Below are 17,843 nucleotides of genomic sequence, written 5' to 3'. Positions count from 1 at the left end.
ATCGACACCGCCGCCAACCTCATGATCAGCGCGGTTGGGAGATCCTGCGCAGGGTGTGCAGGAGCAGAAACACGAGCAGGGCGGTCATCGCCACCGCGCCGGGGGCTTTCGTGAAGCGGGCCAGGTTGGTGCCGTCGGGCAGAGCGAGGAAGGTCGCCACCGCGGCCGGCAGCAGGAACCACGTGGTCCGGGTGGCGGTGAGCGCGAGGAGCACCAGCGGCCAGGTCGCGTACCAGGGGTGGAAGACCGGGGACAGGACCACCGTGGCGACCAGCGCCAGCGCCGCACCGTGCAGCGTGATCCGGGGGCGGGCCAAGGCCGGATCAGCCGAGGCCCGCAGGTCCCGCCAGGCCCGCCACCACAGGAGCACCAGCACGACCGCGAGCAGCAGCAGCGCCACCGCCCGGACCACCGGCACCGCCTGCGGGTCCCGCCCGGCCAGCGCGCCGGCGTAGTCCACCACCAGGCCGACGGCGGTGGGCGGCGACGTCCACTGCTCCGAGTCACCGCTGTGGGTCAACCCGCCCACCCAGCCGAACCCGAGCCCAGACAGGGCGGAGCTGACCAGCAGCGCGGCGATCGACCCGCCGGCCAGCCAGCCACCGTCGCGCGCCAACGACCGTACGGTGTGGCGGCCACGGACCGTGGCCAGCGCGGCGAACGGCAGCACCACCACGGCGCTGGCCTTGACCGTCACCGCCAACCCGAGCAGCACCCCGGCCACCAGCAACGACGCCGGCCGGCCCGGCCGGCGGACCACGATCAGGAGTCCGGACAGCAGCAGGCCCAGCATCACCGCGTCGTTGTGCGCCCCGGCCACCAGGTGCACCCCGACCAGCGGGCCGGCCAGCGCCAGCCAGGCCGCCCGCCGGACCGGCACACCGGCCGCACGCGCCAGCCCCGACAGGCAGAGCGCACCCAGCAGCAGCCCCGCCACGGCGATGACCCGCAGCGCCACGATCGTGCCGGTGAGCCCGCCGCCGAGGCCCACCGCGAGCGCCGCGAGGAGGACGAACACCGGCCCGTACGGTGCCGGGGTGTCCCGCCAGATCGGTGCCACCGCGTCCAGCCACGGGCAGCCCGCCGCCGCCACCGGAACCGCGTACGGGTCGACGCCCTGCGCGTACGTCCAGCCCTGGCAGGCGTAGGAGTAGACGTCGCGGCTGCCCAGCGGCGGTGCGACAAGCAGCGGCAGCGCCCACAGCCCGGCGGTGACGTACGCCCACCGCGTCGACGGCGCTCCCCCGCGCAACGACCACCACGCCCCGACCAGCAACACGCTGCCGACCAGCCAGCAGGTGAGCGACGCCGGGCCGCCCGGGGCTCGCCAGATCGACGCCGGTGTCGCGCCGAGCGGGGCGTCGGGCAGCGCCCCACCGAGGTACGCGGCAACGGCGAGCAGCACCGCGCCGACCAGTCCCACGTACCGGGCCCGGCGCGCCGCCCACAGACGGGAAGGCGGCGGATCGGACGGCGGCGGATCGGACGGCGGCGGACCCGAACGCGGCAGGCCGGGAGGCGGCGGACCGGGAGCGGTCACCGGCGCACCTTCCCTCAGTCGGCGGCGACCGGGTGACGGGCCGCCCGAGCCGACCGTACCAACCAGACGACCAGGGCGATCACCAACAGCGTCATCAGCGGCGCCCCGACCGTCTTGGTGAACCGGGGCAGGCCGGTGCCGTCGGGCAGCACCAGGAACGACGCGACGAGCGCGACGACGGTGAACCATCCGGTCCGGCGGGCGGTGGCCGCGAGCACCGCGAGGGGCCAGACCCAGTACCAGGGGTGGAACAGCGGCGCGAGGGCGACAGTGGCGGCCAGCGCCAGCGCGGCGTACCACAGCGGCTCCCGGGTGCGGGCCCGCCACCAGAGCCAGACCAGCAGCAGCGCCAGCACCCCCACCCCGATCCCCCGGGTGACCGGCAGCGCGTCGATGTGCCCGCCGAACGGCACCGCCAGGTAGCCGACGGTCTGGCCGATCGCGGTGGACGGCGACGTCCAGGCGATCACGTCACTGCCGCTGGCCAGCCCGGCGACCCAGCCGAAGTCCAGCCCCGCCGCGAGGCTCACCCCGGCCACGCCGGCGACCGCGCCGCCGACCACCCACCCGCCGTGCCGGAGCAGGGCCCGGATCGAGTACCCGCCGACGATCGCGGCCAGCGCCGCGAACGGCACCACGACCAGCGCGGTCACCTTGATCGCGGCGGCCAGTCCGAGCAGGGCGCCGCCGGCGAGCAGCGGGCCGGGACGGCCCGGCCGGGAGACGATCACCGCCAGTCCGGCGACCAGCAGACCGACCATCAGGGCGTCGTTGTGCGCGCCGGCGACCAGGTGTACGGCGACCAGCGGGCAGCCCAGCGCCAGCCAGATCGCCCGGCTGGCGGGTACGCCGAGGCGTCGCGCCAGCACCGGCAGGCTGACCGCGATCAACGCCACCCCGGCCACCGCGATCAGCCGGAACACCACGATCGCGCCGGTCAGCGAGCCGGTGGCCTTCACCACCGCGCCGGCGAGCAGCACGAACAGCGGCCCGTACGGCGCGGGCGTGTCCCGCCAGATGTACGAGATGGTGTCCAGCCAGGGGCAGGGCAGCGCGGAGACGCCCTGCTCGTACGGGTTGATGCCCGCGGCGTAGCTGGCGCCCTGGCACGCGTACGCGTACACGTCGCGGCTGGCCAGCGGCGGTGCGATCAGCAGCGGCAGCAGCCAGAGCCCGACGGTGGTCAGCGCCCAGCGCGTCGACGGCACGCAGTCCCGCAGCGCCCACCAGGCGTAGGCCAGCAACGCGGTGCCGACCAGCCAGGCGACGAGGACCAGCGGACCGTTCGGGCCCTGCCAGATGCTGACCGGGGTGGTCCGCAGGGGGGAGCCGGGCAGGGCGCCGCCGAGGAACGCGGCGACGGCCAGCAACGCCGATCCCGCCAGTCCGGTCCAACGCGCGAGGTGGTGAGGCACGCCGGACATGCTGCCAGTACGGTGGTCGCGGTACGGAGGTGGGCATGCGGCACAGTCGGGTGGTGGCGGTGACCACCGGTTCCGCAGTCGTGCTCGCCGCGCTCTGGCTGGCCCTGCCGCTGATGGGGTCGGACCTCGCCGCGCAGGTGGCTCGCGCGGACTTCTTCGCAGCCCACGGCCCCACCCCGGTCGACCTGCGCTGGTACGCCGGCGTGCAGCAGTTCGGCTACAGCCTGCTCTCCCAGCCGGTGATGGCGTTGCTCGGCGTACGGGTGACCGGCGCGCTCGCGCTTGTGGTGTCGGCTGCCGCGCTGGCCGCGCTGCTGGTCCGCGCCGAGGTGCCCCGACCGCTGCTGGGCAGCCTGGTCGGGGTGGTCACGCTGGCCGGCAACCTGGTCTCCGGTCGGGTCACGTACGCCCTGGGTGTGGCGTTCGGGCTGGCCGCGCTGCTCGCGCTCACTCGCCGAGCCGGACGAGGGCGGGTGCGGCTCGTGCTCGCGGCGGTCGCCGCACTGCTGGCCTCGGCGAGCAGTCCGGTGGCCGGCCTGTTCGTCGGCCTGGCGGGCGTGGCGCTGATGCTGACCCGGCGGTACGCCGACGGTCTGGCGCTCGGTGCCGCGGCGGCGGTGCCGCTGGCCGCGACGGCGGTGCTCTTCGGCGACGGCGGCTGGATGAACATCAGCCGCACCGACGCGGTGCGCGCGGTGGTGACCAGCCTGGTGGTGGCGGCGCTGGTGGCGTACCGGCCGGTGCGTTTCGGTGCGCTGCTCGCCGCCGCCGGGGTGCTCGCCGCCGCCGTCGTGCACACGCCTGTGGGGTTGAACGCGACCCGACTGGTGACGATGTTCGCGCTGCCGGTGCTGGCCGCCGCCGCCCGCCCGCCCGCCTGGCTCTCCGACCGCCTGGCCCGCCGCACGGCCGCGCGCGCCACCACCCCGGGAAGCGCCACCCCGACCAGCGCCACCCCGACCAGCGCCACCCCGGCCAGCGCCGCCGCAACGCGCGCCGCGACGGCGGGGCGGTCGCGGTGGGTTCGGCTGCGCGGCGGTGTGGGCCTGACCGCGCTGCTGGTGGCGGTCTGCGCCTGGCAGCCGCCGGCGGTCCCCGCCGACCTACGTGGCATCGGCGACCCGACGAGCGCGCCGGGCTACCACGCGCCGCTGCGCGCGTTCCTGGCCGGGCAACGGCTCACCGGCCGGGTCGAGGTGCCGCCCACCCGCAACTACTGGGAGGCGGCCCGCCTCGGTGAGGTGCCGCTGGCCCGGGGTTGGCTGCGGCAGGCCGACATCGACCGTAACCCGCTGTTCTTCACCACCGTGCCCGGCGCGGCCGGCACCGGCGCACCGCTGACCCCGATCACCTACCGCGCCTGGTTGGCGGAGAACGCCGTGCAGTACGTGGCGCTGCCGGACGCCCCGCTGTCCTGGGTGGGGCGGGCCGAGGCGGAGCTGGTCGAGGGCGGGTTGCCCTACCTGACGCCGGTCTGGTCCGGGCCGCACTGGCGGGTCTGGGCTGTGGCCGACCCGACGCCGCTGGTCGCCGCACCCGCCGAGCTGACCCACGCCGACGGCGCGAGGGTGACCTTCCGGGCGCCGACCGCCGGCCCGGTGGCCGTCCGGGTCCGGCACAGCCGGTGGCTTGTCGCGTCCGGCGACGCCACGGTCACCGCCGACGGCGACTGGACCACCGTCACGGTCCCCCGCCCCGGCGAGTACACGCTCGGTAGCTGACGCCGCTACGCCTCCAGCACCCGTTGCGCGGCGGCGCGCGAGCGGCGGCCGGTGCGCAGGTACTCGTCGAGGAACTCCCCCGGGTCATCGCGCCCCAGCAGCCGGGCCACCCCGGCCAGCTCCACCCCGTGCCGGGGTAGCTGGTCGCCGGCCCGACCCCGGACCAGCATCAACGCGTTGCGAACCTGCGCGGCCAGGGACCACCCGCAGGCCATCTCGGCGGCGTCCGCCGGGTCGATCAGGCCGGCCCGTTCGGCCGCCGCGAGGGCATCGAGGGTACGCGTGCCGCGCAGCGCCGGGACCCTGCCCGCGTGCCGGAGCTGGACGAGCTGCACCGCCCACTCCACGTCGGCGAGCCCGCCCCGACCCAGCTTGGTGTGGGTGGCCGGATCCGCGCCGCGCGGCAGCCGCTCGGTCTCCACCCGCGCCTTGATCCGGCGGATCTCGACGACCTGCTCACGGGTCAGCCCGTCGGCCGGGTACCGCACCGGGTCGATCATCGTCTCGAACTCGGCACCCAGGTCGGCGTCGCCGCAGACGAACCGGGCGCGCAGCAGCGCCTGCGCCTCCCACACCCGCGACCAGCGGGCGTAGTACGCCGCGTACGCGGCGAGACTGCGCACCAGCGGGCCCTGCCGGCCCTCCGGGCGCAGGTCGGCGTCCACCCCGAGCGGCGGGTCGGGGGCGGGTACGCCGAGCAGCCGGCGCAGTTCCTCGGCTATCGCGTGCGCAGCGGCGCTGGCGTCGCTCTCGTTGGCCCCGGCGGGCGGGTCGTAGACGAAGAGCACGTCGGCGTCGGAGAGGTAGTTCGACTCGTACCCGCCGAGCCGGCCCATCCCGATCACCGCGAACCGCAGCCCCGCCGCGGCCGGCTGGCTGGCCTGGGCGGCGCGCAGCGCGGCGGCCAACGTGGCATCGGTGACGTCGGCGAGCGCCGTGCCGACCTCGGTGATGTCGACGAGCCCGACCGCGGGCCGGTGCACGCCGTCCGGCCGGCTCGGGGTGGGCGCGAGCGCGCCGGCCCGGCAGAGCACGTCCGCGCAGGCCACCCGGACCAGTTCCCGACGTCGCAGCGCACGCACCGCACGGGTGGCCTCGACCGGGTCGGTGTGCCGGGCCGCCGCCGCGAGGAACCCCTCCCGGAGCACCTCGGGCGGGCGGGGGGCCAGCTCGTTCTCCTCGGCCAGCAGCCGCAGCGCCTCCGGCTCCCGGGCGAGCAGATCGGCGACGTACCGGGACAGGGCGAGGACCCGGGCCAGCCGTCGGGCCACCGGGCCGCCGTCGCGCAACAGCCGCAGGTACCAGGGGGTGCTGCCCAGCTTGTCGGAGACCTTGCGGTAGTTGAGCAGCCCCCGGTCCGGCTCCGGCGCGTCGGCGAACTCGCTGAGCAGCACCGGCAGCAGTGTCCGTTGGATGGCCGCCGTGCGACTCACCCCGCCGGTGAGCGCCTGCAGGTGGCGCAGCGCCCCGGCCGGGTCGGCGAACCCGAGGATCTCCAGCCGGTGGCGGGCGGCCTCCGGGGTGAGTCGCAACCCGTCGGCCGGTACCCGGGCCACCGACTCCAGCAGCGGCCGGTAGAGCAGTTTGGCGTGCAGTCGGCGTACCTCGGTGGCGTGGGTGACCCACTCGGCCCGGAAGCTCTCCACGGCACTGCGCCCCGTCGTGGCCGTGAAACCCAGCGCGGCGGCGAGCCACCGCAACGCGCCGGGCTCGCTCGGCACGGTGTGGGTACGCCGCAGGGCCTGGAGTTGAAGCCGGTGCTCGACGCTGCGCAGGAAGCGGTAGCCGCGCAGCAGCGCCTCGCCGTCGGCCCGGCCGACGTAGCCGCCGGCGACGAGCGCGCGCAACGCCGGGATGGTCCCGGGTTCGCGCAGCGTCTCGTCGACGCGGCCGTGCACGAGTTGCAGCAACTGGACGGCGAACTCGATGTCGCGCAGCCCGCCCGGACCGCGCTTGATCTCGCGTTCCAGCTCCTTCGGCGGGATGTGGTCGATGATCCGGCGTCGCATGGCGCGGACGTCCTCGACCGCCTCGGGCCGTTCGGCCGCCCGCCACACCAGCGGCGCGAGCTGGTCGATCCACTCCTGGGCCACCGGCACGTCACCGGCGGCCGGGCGGGCCTTGAGCAGCGCCTGGAACTCCCAGGTGCGCGCCCACCGGCGGTAGTAGGCCAGGTGGCTGGCCAGGGTCCGCACCAGCGGACCCCGGTTGCCCTCCGGTCGCAGCGCGGCGTCCACCGGCCAGGCCACGAGCCCGCAGATGTGGATCAGCCGGGTCGCCACCAGGGTCGCCGCCGGCAGGTCGGCGTCCTCGGCCGCCACGAAGATGACGTCCACATCGGAGACGTAGTTCAGCTCGCCGCCGCCGCACTTGCCCATCGCCACGACCGCGAGCCGGGGCCGCTCGGTGCCCTCGGCCAGCTCGGCGACGGCGATCTCGTACGCCGCGGTGAGCGTCGCGTCGGCCAGCGCCGACAGCGCGGCCATGGTCTGCTCCAGGCCGCGCCCGGCGGTCAGGTCGGCCGCCGCGATCCGCAGCAGTGCCAACCGGTACGCGGTCCGCAGCACTGCCACCGCGTCGCCGCCGCCGGTCACCTCCAGCCGGCCCTCGGCGATCGGCGCGAGCCCGTCCGGGGCGGTCCGCAGCGCCAGGCAGTGTGCGGGGTTGGCCACCAGGTGATCGCCGAGCGCCCCCGACGCGCCGAGCACCGCGATCAGCCGCCGCCGTAGCCCCGGGTCGGTGTGCAGCTCCGCGAGCAGCGACGACTCGGTACTGCTGCCGATCGCGCCGCCTCCGGCTCCGGCCTGGCTCGTGCCGCGGTCGGCCCCGGCTCCGCTCGGGCGGCGTTCGGCCCCGGCTCCGCTCGGGCGGCGTTCGGCCTCCACGATGCGGTGCAGCTGCCGCAGCGCCAGGTCCGGGTCGGCGGCCCGGGACAGCGCGGCGAGCAACTCCCCGGCCGACTCGTCCGCGGGCTCCTGCTCGGCCGGCCGCCACAGCCGCAGCCCGTCCGGGCCGAGCAGGTCCGCGGCGCGCGCGCCGCCGTCGCCGTCGGCGGTACCGAAGCCGTACCGGGCGAGCCGGCCCGGTGCCCTGGTCGGCCGGCTCATCAGTGCCCGAGCAGCGGCAGGCCGCGCCGGATCGTGCTGTCGTCCAACTCGCCGAGGGACAGCGCGGCGAACCGGGCGGCGAACGGCTGCCAGACCTCCTCGACGTCGGGCAGCACCGAGGCGCAGGCCGCGACCACCAACTCCGGGTCGTAGCCCAGCTCGGTGAGCTGCGTCGAATCGGTGGCCCAGTCGGCGATCATCGCGGCGTCGCACTCGATGTGGAACTGCAACCCCCAGGCCCGGTCGCCGAGCCGGAACGCCTGGTGCGGGTAGCGGGTGGACGCGGCCAGCAGGGTGGCGCCCCGGGGCAGCTCGGAGATCTCGTCAGCGTGCCACTGGAGCACGTCCGGGATCAACGGCACGTACCGGAACAACGGGTCGTTCTCGGCGGCGTCGCGCCGACCGACCACGCCGGGGCCGATCTCCGGCCCGGACGGGCTCCGCTCGACCAGCCCGGCGTGCGCGGTGGCGAGCAGCTGTGCGCCCAGGCAGACCGCCAGGGTGGGCACCCGATAGCGGACCGCCTTGCGCAGCAGCCCCTCCACGGCGGGAAACCACGGGGCGCCGGGCGAGCCGTCCGGCAGCGGGTACGCCTGTTGGTCGCCGCCGAGCACCACAAGCGCCGCGTACCCCTCCAGGTCGGCGGGGAGTTCGTCGCCGGCGTGCGGGCGAACCACCCGCAGCTCCAGCCCAGCCTCGGTCAGCCACTCACCCAGCCGGCGCGCGTCGTCCGTCGGGTCGTTCTCGATCACCAGCGCGGTTGCCACCCGTCGAGGCTAGCCGGTGCACCGCGTACGGCCACCCCCCGCCACCGGGATGTGCGCGCCGGGCGTCGGTCCCGGATCCGGCGGGGTCGCTAGGCTCTGTAATTGTGATCAACGAGGACACCGCCGCCGTCCGCCCGCCCGTGCTGCGACCTGGTGACACGGTGCTGCTGGTGTCACCGTCCGGGCCGACCTCGCCGGAGCGGGTGGCCCGGGGGATGGAGCTGCTGCTCAGCTGGGGGCTGCGGCCGGTGCCGGCACCTAACGCGTACGCCCGCCACGGCTACCTCGCCGGCACCGACGACCTGCGCGCCGCCGACCTGAACGCGGCGTTCGCCGACCCGCAGGTACGCGGGCTGATCTGCACCCGGGGCGGGTACGGCGCCCAGCGGATCGTGGACGCCATCGACATGGCCGCCGTGCGCCGCGACCCGAAGGTGGTGGCCGGATTCTCGGACATCACCGCGTTGCAGTTCGCGCTGTGGCGAGGCGCCCGGCTGGCCGGGGTGCACGGCCCGGGGGCGGCCTGGCGGGACGAGCGGACCCCGCTTCGCTCCGCCGAATCCCTGCACGCAGCGCTGATGACGACCGAGCCGGTGTCGATCACCGCGCTGCCCACCGAGGAGACCTTCGACGTACGCGTCCCGGGTCACGCCACCGGCACCCTGCTCGGCGGCAACCTGTGCCTGATCGCCGCGTCGATCGGCACCCCGGACCTGCCCGACCTGACCGGCGCGGTGCTGTTGATCGAGGACGTACAGGAACCCCCGTACAAGGTCGACCGGATGCTCACCCAACTGCGGCGGGCGGGCGCGCTGGACGGGTTGGCCGGCGTGGCGGTCGGGCAGTTCACCGACTGCGGCGACGGTTGGGACACCACGATCGTCGACGTCCTCACCGAACGCCTGGGCGACCTGGGCGTACCGGTGCTCGGCGGCCTACCGATCGGCCACGGCCCCAACCAACTGACAGTCCCCTTCGGCACCGAAGCAACCCTGAACACCAACACCAACACCCTGACGGCAGCCCCCGCCGTCCAGTAGCCCCCTCCCTACTCCCCCGGCCGCCTCCCCCGGTGATCATGGCGTTGTCGTCACTCGCGACGGGGCGGGGATGGTCAGGCTGGGGTGGGGGTTCGGGTCAGGTGGGCCAGCGCGCCGGTTTCCAGGGCTGCCCAGATGCCGTTGGGGGTGACAGTGATGCCGTGTGGCTCAGACTCGGGGGTGGGCAGGTCGTAGCCGTCGATCCGTCCGGCGGGATCGAGGTGACCGATCCGGTTGGCGCCCCACTCGGTGAACCAGACGCCGCCCGCCGGCTCGGCCACGATCGCGTGCGGACGGGCTGCCCGGTCCGGCAGCGGCAATTCGCTGATCCGGCCGTCCGGGGTGATCCGGCCGAGCTGACCGGCGGCGATCTCCACGAACCAGATGGCACCGTCGCCACCGAGTGTGATGCCGACCGGGCCGGCGTCCGGGGTGGGCAACGGATGCAGTGTCACCCTGCCATCGAGGTCGATCCGGCCGATCGCGTTCGCCTGATGCAGAGTGAACCAGAGAGCGTCGTCCGCGCCGGCAGTGATCATCGAGGCGAGCCCGCCGGTCACCGGCAGCGGGAACGTGCTGACCGCGCCATCGGTGTCCAGCCGGCCGATCGTGTCGGAGGTCATCCCGGTGTACCAGAGCGCGCCATCGGGGCCGGCGGCGATACCACCCGGCCCGGTGCCGGTCGGCAGGGCGATCGTGCGCTGCGCGCCGTCGAGGCTGATCCGACCGATCTTGTCGTCTCCCGAGCGGGTGAACCAGAGAGCGTCGTCCGGCCCGGCCGTGATGATCAACGGACGGCCGCCCGGCGGATCCAGCGGGTAGGTCCGTACCGCGCCGTCGGCCCCCCGGCGGGCGATCCCGCCGCCGTGGACCAGCGTCAGCCACAGCGCGCCGTCGGGGCCGGCCGCGATGTCGTACGGGCCAGCGCCCGGCTCGACGAGCGGTATCTCCCGAATCTCCACGCTCATCACCAGCTGCGCCCTTCCGTCGGTGGATCGCCAACCCTGCCGGCGCCGCCGACGAGGACGCAACCGAATTAGCCGCCCGCGCGCCCGGATTGTCAGGTCGCTGACAGGTTCGCCACGGGTCGCACCCAGGCTGGCTGGTCACTGTCGGTGGTGACACGAGCGTCACCGACCTCCTGGAGGACAGCATGTCCCGCACCATCCGTCGGCAGCATCTCCTGGCCGGCCTCGCCACCGCTGGCGTCCTCGGCGTGGGGATCGCGGCCCCGACCATCGCCTTCGCCGCGGACACCCCGACGCCGGCACCGAGCGCCAGCACCGCCCCGGCTCCCGGAGCGAAGGTCGACGCCGCTACCGGCGCGAAGGCCGACCGGCAGAACGAGTTCGCCGAGGCACTCGCGAAGGAGTTGGGCGTGCCCAGCGACAAGGTGACCGCCGCGCTGGAGAAGGTCCGCGAGCAGCGCCGGCAGGCCGATCGGCCGCAGCGCCCGTCGGCCGCGGAGCGGCAGGCCGCGCTCAAGCAACGGCTGGACCAGGCGGTCAAGGACGGCAAGCTCACCCAGCAGCAGGCCGATGCCATCACCAAGGCCGTCGAGGCCGGCGTCTTCCCCGGCCCGGGTGGCCACGGCGGCCCCGGCTGGCGCGGCGGCCCCGGCGGTCACGGCCCGGGCGGTGACGGCGGCCCCGGCGCCCCCGCGGCCACGCCCGGCGCGTAGCGCTTCGGGGCAGGCCCAGGCCACACCGGGCCTGCCCCAGGCCTGATCCACTCGACGTCCGTGATTTCGCGGTGTCCACGACGGCCCGACACCCCCGAATCACGAAAACCGAGTCGATCACCGCCCCCGGGACGCCAGTGCGGCCCGCACGGGCGTCAGGCCCGCACGGGCGTCAGGCCCGCACGGGCGTCAGGCCCGCACGGGCGTCAGGCCCGCACGGACGTCAGGCCACACGGGCGTCAGGCCGGCGGGGGCGTGAACACTCCCAGGTGGTTGCCGGCCGGGTCGAGCAGGTGGGCCAATGTGAGCCCGCTCGGGGCCGTCCGCACCGGCACCAGCACCCGGCCGCCGCCCGCCTCGGCCCTTCGGCAGGTCTCCGCCACGTCGGCGACCTCGGCGTAGAACACCGCGTAGTTCGGGGACGTCCCGTCGGTCGCCCGGATGCCCCCGCCGATGCCGGTGTCCCCGCCGGCCCCGGTCACCCGGTAGGACCCGCCGTCGGTCGAGCCCTGCTCCTCGAAGGTCCAGCCGAACAGCTCTCCGTAGAAACGTTCCGTCTCCTCCGGCCGGTCGGTGCCGATCTCGAACCAGGTGATGGGCGTTGTTGACATCTGCTGCCTCCAGGTTGTGCGTGCCGGTCGTTCGGCCGCCGTCCGGAGCAGTCTCGGGGTCGTCCGCGACACCGTCCTGTCGGTGTTTCCAGATCACCCGACGGGGTTCCTTGCGACCGGGCCGTCGGCGCCGCCCGCCGATGCGCCTCAGACCAGGCTCAACGCGCGGACCCGTTCGTGCGGAATGTCCAGATCCGTCGGGCGGAACTCCCGGACCACCACGTCGGGCAGCGCCTGGACGCTCCGGATCCGGTCGGTACGGAAGCAGCGCAACTCGTCGCGCAGCCGGCACCAGGCGAGCAGGTACCAGTGTCGGGGGTTGCCGAGGTAGCCCAGCGGTTCGACGTCGCGCACCGAGTCCACGCCGGCGCGGTCGGCGTACCGGATGCGCAGCACCCGCCGCGCGGTGACCGCGTCGGCGACGATGGCCGGGACGGGCGTGGCGGGTCCGTCGCCGACGAGGTGCACCCGGCCGGCGAGGCGGTGCGCTTCGGCGGCGTCGGCGGCCGGCAGCACCGCCACCAGTTTGCGCAGCGCGGTGGCACCCGGCCCGGCGAACGGCGTGCCGTCGAGCCGGTGCAGCGCGACGGCCATCGCCACCGCCTCCGCCGCCGTCAGGTTGACCGGCGGCAGAGTGCGGCTGCGGTCCAGGACATAGCCGCCGGTGCGCCCCGGCTCGGCCCAGATCGGCACACCGGCCTCCTGGAGAGCGCCGATGTCCCGCTCGATGGTCCGGCTGCTGACCTCGAAGCGGACCGCCAGCCAGCGCGCGCTGCGCGGCCGGGGCGACATCGCCCGCAGCTCCTCGACCAGGGCGTAGAGCCGGTCCGTACGGTTCATTCCCCGCACGCTACGACCGGGGTACGACGCCCGGACCCGCACGCGACCGGACCAGCGACCGGACCGGGACCGACCGCCGTCAGGCGATGCAGGCGCAGACGATCAGCGCGGCGCCGAAGTGGGTGGCGGCGCTGACCCGGGCCGCCGGGTGCGGCTCCGGCGAGCAGATGACCTCGCCGAGCTTGCCCGGGGTGAGCAGGTCCAGCACCACGAAGGCCAGCGCCATGATCGCCAACCCGAGCAGCCCGAACACCACAGTGGAGGCGAGACCCCTGCCGAAGTCGCTGTAGCTGGTCAGGATCGCGGTGAAGACGATCCCGGCGATGCCTAGCTGGTTGGCGGCCAGCAGCAGCCCCGCGTTGGCGTTGCGGTCGACCCAGATCAGGTCCCGCAACCGCCCGGGGGTGAGCAGGTCGACCAGGCCGAACCCGGCCGCCATCAGCCCCACACCGACGATCCCGAACACGACGCTCTGCCAGGCACCGTTGAGCAGATCCTCCAGCACCGACTTGCCTCCCGACTCTCCGCCCGGAGGAGTACCGGCGCGGTGATCGAGACGATAGCGGCAGTACGCAACCGCGTCAGCCCCCGGCGATCAGAGCGCCAGGTAGCGCTGCCGCTCGTACGGGGTGACCTCGCGGCGGTACTGCTCCCACTCGGCCCGCTTGTTGCGCAGGAAGAAGTCGAAGACGTGCTCGCCGAGCACCTCGGCGACCAGCTCGGACCCGGCCATCACGTCGATCGCCTCGGCGAGGTTCTCCGGCAGCGCCTCGTATCCCATGGCACGCCGCTCGCCGCTGGTCAGCGACCAGACGTCGTCCTCGGCGCCCGGCGGCAGCTCGTACCCCTCCTCGATGCCCTTCAGGCCGGCGCCGAGCAGCACCGCGAAGGCGAGGTACGGGTTGGCGGCCGAGTCCAACGAGCGGACCTCGACCCGGGCCGAGTTGGGCTTGCCGTACGCGGGAACCCGGACCAGCGCGGAGCGGTTGAGGTGACCCCAGCAGACGTACGCCGGGCTCTCGGTGATCCGGTCCGGCAGTGCCTGCGGGAAGAGCCGCTTGTACGAGTTGACCCACTGGTTGGTGACCGCGGTGTATTCCCGGGCGTGCACCAGGAGGCCGGCGATGAACGACTTGGCCACCTTGGACAGCTTCATCGGGTCGCCGCTGTCGTGGAACGCGTTGCGCTCGCCCTCGAACAGCGACAGGTGGGTGTGCATCCCACTGCCCGGCTGGTCGGTGAACGGCTTCGGCATGAAGCTGGCCTGCACACCGGTGGAGAGCGCCACCTCCTTGACCACGTGCCGGAAGGTCATGATGTTGTCGGCGGTGGTGAGCGCGTCGGCGTAACGCAGGTCGATCTCCTGCTGGCCGGGCGCGACCTCGTGGTGGCTGAACTCCACCGAGATGCCGATCCGTTCCAGCGCCAGCACACCCTGGCGGCGGAAGTCGCGCGCCACGGCGTGGGTGGTGTGCTCGAAGTAGCCGCCGGTGTCCACCGGGGTCGGCACCGAGCCGTCCTGGGGGCCGTTCTCCAGCAGGAAGAACTCGATCTCGGGGTGGGTGTAGAAGGTGAAGCCCTTCTCGGCGGCCTTGGACAGCGCGCGGCGCAGCACGTGCCGGGGGTCGGCCCAGGACGGACCCCCGTCGGGCAGCAGGATGTCGCAGAACATCCGGGCGCTCTCGCCGCTGACCCCGCCCTCGAACGGGAACACCTGGAAGGTCGTCGGGTCGGGCATGGCCACCATGTCCGATTCGAAGACCCGGGCGAAACCCTCGATGGCCGAGCCGTCGAAGCCGATGCCCTCCTCGAAGGCCGCCTCCAGCTCGGCCGGCGCCACCGAAACACTCTTGAGCGTCCCCAGCACGTCCGTGAACCACAGCCGGACGAACCGGATGTCCCGCTCTTCCAGCGTACGGAGGACGAACTCCTGCTGACGGTCCACTTCCCCAACCCCTCGCGACGCTCTTTTGTCCGCCTTGGTCGGGCTGCACCCGACCTGATCGCCCAGTCTTCCCGGGCCTCATTACGCAGACGTTACGCGAACTGCCGCCCGCCGTCCCCTCGCCTCCCGCTCGGCAGACGCGTGCCCCGCCGCCGACCGGCCAACCCGCTGCGGCTGCGCGCGCGCATCCGGCGCAGCGTGGCGGCCGTCTCGCCGGAGGGTGGCGGTTGTCGCGACGAAGCTGGGGCAAGATGAGGGCATGCCCACCCTGCGTCTCGCCCTGTCCCAGGTCAATCCGAGCGTCGGCGACCTCGCCGGCAACGCCGACCTGGTCCGCAGCTGGACACGCCAGGCCGCCGATGCCGGTGCCCAGTTGGTGCTCTTCCCGGAGCTGATGGTGACCGGTTATCCGGTCGAGGACCTGGTCTTCCGGCGCTCCTTCGTGGCCGCGTCCCAGGCCGCCGTCGAGCGGCTCGCCGCCGACCTCGCCGCCGACGGCCTCGGGGAGCTGCCGGTCGTGGTCGGCTACCTGGACGCCGACGGGCCGCCGCAGGTCAGCGGGGACGCCGAGCCGGGCCGGGGTGCCCGCAACGCCGCCGCGCTGCTGCACCGGGGAGTCGTCGCCGCCCGCTACTTCAAGCACCACCTGCCCAACTACGGGGTCTTCGACGAGGACCGCTACTTCGTCTCCGGCGACACGCTGACCGTGGTCCGGCTCGGCGGCGTGGACGTCGCGCTGACCATCTGCGAGGACCTGTGGCAGGCCGGCGGCCCGTTCGCCGCCGCCCGGCAGGCCGGCGTCGGCCTGGTGGTCAACATCAACGGCTCGCCGTACGAGCTGAACAAGGACGACATCCGGCTGCCACTGGTCCGCCGCCGGGCCGCCGAGGCGGGCGCCACCATCGCGTACGTCAACATGATCGGCGGCCAGGACGAGCTCGTCTTCGAGGGCGACTCGATGATCGTGACCGCCGACGGTGACCTGCTCACCCGCGCCCCGCAGTTCGTCGAGCACCTGCTCGTGCACGACGTCGACCTGCCGGCCGCCACCTCCTCGCCGACCACGGAGACCATCGCCGACGGGATGCGGATCGCGCACCACACGCTGGACGGCGTTGCGCCCACGCCGTCCGGCCCGGCCGCCACCGGCGGGCTGATCGAGCCGGTGGCGGACGAGGCCGAGGTGTGGCAGGCGCTCGTGCTCGGCCTGCGCGACTACGTGAACAAGAACCGGTTCCCGTCGGTGGTGCTCGGACTCTCCGGCGGCATCGACTCGGCGGTGGTGGCCGCGCTGGCCGTCGACGCCCTGGGGCCGGACCGGGTGGTCGGGGTGTCGCTGCCCAGCCAGCACTCCTCCGAGCACTCCCGGTCCGACGCCGCCGACCTGGCCAAGCGCACCGGCCTGGACTACCGCGTCGAGCCGATCCAGCCGATGGTGGACGGTTTCCTGGCCAACCTGTCGTTGTCCGGGGTGGCCGTGGAGAACCTCCAGGCCCGGGTCCGTGGCGTGATCCTGATGGCCCTGTCGAACCAGGAGGGCCACCTGGTGCTGACCACCGGCAACAAGAGTGAGCTGGCGGTCGGCTACTCCACCCTGTACGGCGACTCGGTGGGCGGCTTCAACCCGGTCAAGGACGTCTGGAAGACGCTGATCTGGCGGCTCGCGAAGTGGCGCAACCGGGACGCGGATCGGCGCGGTGAGACCGCCCCGATTCCAGAGAACTCGATCGGCAAGCCACCGAGCGCCGAGCTGAGCCCGGGCCAGCTCGACAGTGACAACCTGCCCGACTACGACGTCCTGGACCCGATCCTGATCGGGTACGTCGATGGTGACCTGGGCCGCGACGGGCTGGTCGAGTCGGGCCACGACCCGGCGGTGGTCGACAAGGTGCTGCGGCTGGTGGATACCGCCGAGTACAAGCGACGCCAGTCGGCGCCGGGCACGAAGATCTCCATGAAGGCGTTCGGCCGGGACCGTCGTCTGCCGATCACCAACCGGTGGCGCGAGCACGGCTGAGTCGTACTCCTCGAAGGTGGCGGGTCGGTGCGGCCGGCCCGGCGTCGCCTCGCGTGGGCCGCGCGGCCCGGACCTCGCGCGGTGCAGTGATATCTCGCACTCGACTCTGCCGTCGCCCGGTCTCGCGGTGCGACGATCGCGGCAGAACCCGGGGACCGCGCAGGCGGCCTCGAGGAAGGGAGACAGAGATGGTGGAGTCCGCTCCGAATGAGGTGACCGCGCTGTACGGCGGGCCGGTCACCCGTCGGGTCCGCACCCGTGACCTGCTCGCCGCCAAGGAGCGTGGCGAGCGGTGGCCGATGCTGACCTCGTACGACCAGTACACCGCGGGGATCTTCGACCAGGCCGGCGTGCCGGTGCTGCTGGTCGGCGACTCGGCCGCGAACAACGTGTTCGGCTACGAGACCACCCTGCCGATCACGGCCGACGACCTGCTTCCGCTGGTCCGGGCCGTGGTGCGCTCGACCCGGCAGGCACTGGTCGTCGGTGACCTGCCGTTCGGCTCCTACGAGGAGGGGCCGGCGCAGGCGCTGCGCACCGCCGTCCGGTTCATGAAGGAGGGTGGCTGCCACGCGGTGAAGCTGGAGGGTGGCCGCCGCTGCGCCGAGCAGATCGCCGCGATCGTCGGCGCCGGCATCCCGGTGATGGCGCACATCGGCTTCACCCCGCAGAGCGAACACACGCTGGGCGGTTACCGGGTGCAGGGTCGGGGCGACACGGCGGACGAGGTGCTCGCCGACGCGCGGGCGGTGGCCGAGGCGGGCGCGTTCGCGGTGGTGCTGGAGATGGTGCCCGGTGAGGTGGCCAAGCGGATCACCCACGAGCTGCCCATCCCGACCGTGGGCATCGGCGCCGGCCCGGACACCGACGCGCAGGTGCTGGTCTGGCAGGACATGGCCGGGCTGCGCACCGGAAAGGCGCCGCGTTTCGTGAAGCGCTACGCGGACCTGGCCGGCGCCCTCACCGACGCCACCCGGCGTTTCGCCGACGAGGTCCGCGGCGGCGAGTTCCCGACGGCCGAACACACCTTCTAGTCCGGCCGGTCGGCCGGTCTCGCGCGGCGCGACCGGCGCGGCGCGACCGGCGCGGCGCGACCGGCGCGGCGCGACCGGCGCGGCGCGACCGGCGCGGCGCGACCGGCGCGGCGCGA

14 protein-coding genes are annotated in these 17,843 nt (G+C 74.2%); 5 read left to right on the top strand and 9 right to left on the bottom strand.

Features of this window, described 5'->3' with window-relative positions:
- Positions 1–25: 25 nt before the first annotated feature.
- Both mptB (ACFYPM_RS17315) and mptB (ACFYPM_RS17310) read right to left on the bottom strand, forming a co-directional pair.
- The gene (mptB, locus tag ACFYPM_RS17315; protein ID WP_387198028.1) at positions 26–1,510 is read right to left on the bottom strand and encodes a polyprenol phosphomannose-dependent alpha 1,6 mannosyltransferase MptB; all 1,485 of its coding nucleotides are present in this window, start codon (positions 1,508–1,510) and stop codon (positions 26–28) included.
- A gap of 44 nt (positions 1,511–1,554) precedes the next feature.
- A complete protein-coding gene (gene mptB / locus ACFYPM_RS17310; RefSeq protein WP_387197435.1) occupies positions 1,555–2,955 on the bottom strand; it encodes a polyprenol phosphomannose-dependent alpha 1,6 mannosyltransferase MptB in 1,401 nt (466 codons plus the stop codon).
- Between the two features lie 44 nt (positions 2,956–2,999).
- On the opposite strand from mptB (ACFYPM_RS17310), the gene ACFYPM_RS17305 reads away from it, so the two are divergent.
- The gene (locus ACFYPM_RS17305) at positions 3,000–4,685 is read left to right on the top strand and encodes a hypothetical protein (protein WP_387197432.1); all 1,686 of its coding nucleotides are present in this window, start codon (positions 3,000–3,002) and stop codon (positions 4,683–4,685) included.
- A 5-nt stretch (positions 4,686–4,690) separates the two neighbouring features.
- On the opposite strand, the gene ACFYPM_RS17300 is transcribed toward ACFYPM_RS17305, so the two are convergent.
- On the bottom strand, positions 4,691–7,792 hold the full coding sequence (locus tag ACFYPM_RS17300) for a bifunctional [glutamine synthetase] adenylyltransferase/[glutamine synthetase]-adenylyl-L-tyrosine phosphorylase (protein ID WP_387197430.1): 3,102 nt from the start codon (positions 7,790–7,792) through the stop codon (positions 4,691–4,693).
- The gene (locus tag ACFYPM_RS17295; protein ID WP_387197427.1) at positions 7,792–8,559 is read right to left on the bottom strand and encodes a type 1 glutamine amidotransferase; all 768 of its coding nucleotides are present in this window, start codon (positions 8,557–8,559) and stop codon (positions 7,792–7,794) included. The genes ACFYPM_RS17300 and ACFYPM_RS17295 overlap by 1 nt, the downstream gene beginning before the upstream one ends.
- Before the next feature lie 104 nt (positions 8,560–8,663).
- On the opposite strand from ACFYPM_RS17295, the gene ACFYPM_RS17290 reads away from it, so the two are divergent.
- Complete coding sequence (locus tag ACFYPM_RS17290; RefSeq protein WP_387197424.1) at positions 8,664–9,599, top strand: LD-carboxypeptidase; 936 nt, start codon at positions 8,664–8,666, stop codon at positions 9,597–9,599.
- A 74-nt stretch (positions 9,600–9,673) separates the two neighbouring features.
- On the opposite strand, the gene ACFYPM_RS17285 is transcribed toward ACFYPM_RS17290, so the two are convergent.
- Positions 9,674–10,567: a virginiamycin B lyase gene (locus ACFYPM_RS17285; RefSeq protein ID WP_387197421.1), complete on the bottom strand. Its 894-nt coding sequence runs from the start codon at positions 10,565–10,567 to the stop codon at positions 9,674–9,676.
- Positions 10,568–10,752: 185 nt separating this feature from the next.
- On the opposite strand from ACFYPM_RS17285, the gene ACFYPM_RS17280 reads away from it, so the two are divergent.
- The gene (locus ACFYPM_RS17280) at positions 10,753–11,280 is read left to right on the top strand and encodes a hypothetical protein (protein WP_387197419.1); all 528 of its coding nucleotides are present in this window, start codon (positions 10,753–10,755) and stop codon (positions 11,278–11,280) included.
- A gap of 239 nt (positions 11,281–11,519) precedes the next feature.
- Here the strand turns inward: ACFYPM_RS17280 and ACFYPM_RS17275 are convergent, their stop codons facing one another.
- From ACFYPM_RS17275 to glnA, 4 genes are all read right to left on the bottom strand, one after another.
- The gene (locus ACFYPM_RS17275) at positions 11,520–11,891 is read right to left on the bottom strand and encodes a VOC family protein (RefSeq protein ID WP_387197416.1); all 372 of its coding nucleotides are present in this window, start codon (positions 11,889–11,891) and stop codon (positions 11,520–11,522) included.
- 147 nt (positions 11,892–12,038) lie between these two features.
- Positions 12,039–12,731 carry a helix-turn-helix transcriptional regulator gene (locus ACFYPM_RS17270; protein WP_387197413.1) on the bottom strand — a complete coding sequence of 231 codons (693 nt, stop codon included), beginning with the start codon at positions 12,729–12,731 and terminating at the stop codon, positions 12,039–12,041.
- Between the two features lie 79 nt (positions 12,732–12,810).
- Positions 12,811–13,236, bottom strand: coding sequence for a DUF350 domain-containing protein (locus tag ACFYPM_RS17265; protein ID WP_387197410.1), 426 nt, complete (start codon positions 13,234–13,236; stop codon positions 12,811–12,813).
- A gap of 90 nt (positions 13,237–13,326) precedes the next feature.
- Positions 13,327–14,676, bottom strand: coding sequence for a type I glutamate--ammonia ligase (gene glnA, locus ACFYPM_RS17260; RefSeq protein ID WP_387197408.1), 1,350 nt, complete (start codon positions 14,674–14,676; stop codon positions 13,327–13,329).
- Between the two features lie 259 nt (positions 14,677–14,935).
- Between glnA and ACFYPM_RS17255 the strand changes: the two genes are divergently transcribed.
- Both ACFYPM_RS17255 and panB read left to right on the top strand, forming a co-directional pair.
- Positions 14,936–16,693, top strand: coding sequence for an NAD+ synthase (locus tag ACFYPM_RS17255; RefSeq protein WP_387197405.1), 1,758 nt, complete (start codon positions 14,936–14,938; stop codon positions 16,691–16,693).
- A gap of 188 nt (positions 16,694–16,881) precedes the next feature.
- A complete protein-coding gene (gene panB, locus ACFYPM_RS17250; RefSeq protein WP_387197402.1) occupies positions 16,882–17,727 on the top strand; it encodes a 3-methyl-2-oxobutanoate hydroxymethyltransferase in 846 nt (281 codons plus the stop codon).
- Positions 17,728–17,843 lie beyond the last annotated feature (116 nt).

The organism is Micromonospora sp. NPDC005203 (genome assembly GCF_042872705.1).
GTDB lineage: Bacteria > Actinomycetota > Actinomycetes > Mycobacteriales > Micromonosporaceae > Micromonospora.
This window is presented reverse-complemented; position numbering and strand designations above follow the sequence as displayed.

What these genes read in the sequence shown, in the direction of transcription:
- ACFYPM_RS17300 (WP_387197430.1), bottom strand. Translation starts at nt 7,792, where the DNA reads ATGAGCCGGCCGACCAGGGCACCGGGCCGGCTCGCCCGGTACGGCTTC.
- ACFYPM_RS17285 (WP_387197421.1), bottom strand. Translation starts at nt 10,567, where the DNA reads ATGAGCGTGGAGATTCGGGAGATACCGCTCGTCGAGCCGGGCGCTGGC.
- panB (WP_387197402.1), top strand. Translation starts at nt 16,882, where the DNA reads ATGGTGGAGTCCGCTCCGAATGAGGTGACCGCGCTGTACGGCGGGCCG.
- ACFYPM_RS17305 (WP_387197432.1), top strand. Translation starts at nt 3,000, where the DNA reads ATGCGGCACAGTCGGGTGGTGGCGGTGACCACCGGTTCCGCAGTCGTG.
- ACFYPM_RS17255 (WP_387197405.1), top strand. Translation starts at nt 14,936, where the DNA reads ATGCCCACCCTGCGTCTCGCCCTGTCCCAGGTCAATCCGAGCGTCGGC.
- ACFYPM_RS17275 (WP_387197416.1), bottom strand. Translation starts at nt 11,891, where the DNA reads ATGTCAACAACGCCCATCACCTGGTTCGAGATCGGCACCGACCGGCCG.
- ACFYPM_RS17270 (WP_387197413.1), bottom strand. Translation starts at nt 12,731, where the DNA reads ATGAACCGTACGGACCGGCTCTACGCCCTGGTCGAGGAGCTGCGGGCG.
- ACFYPM_RS17280 (WP_387197419.1), top strand. Translation starts at nt 10,753, where the DNA reads ATGTCCCGCACCATCCGTCGGCAGCATCTCCTGGCCGGCCTCGCCACC.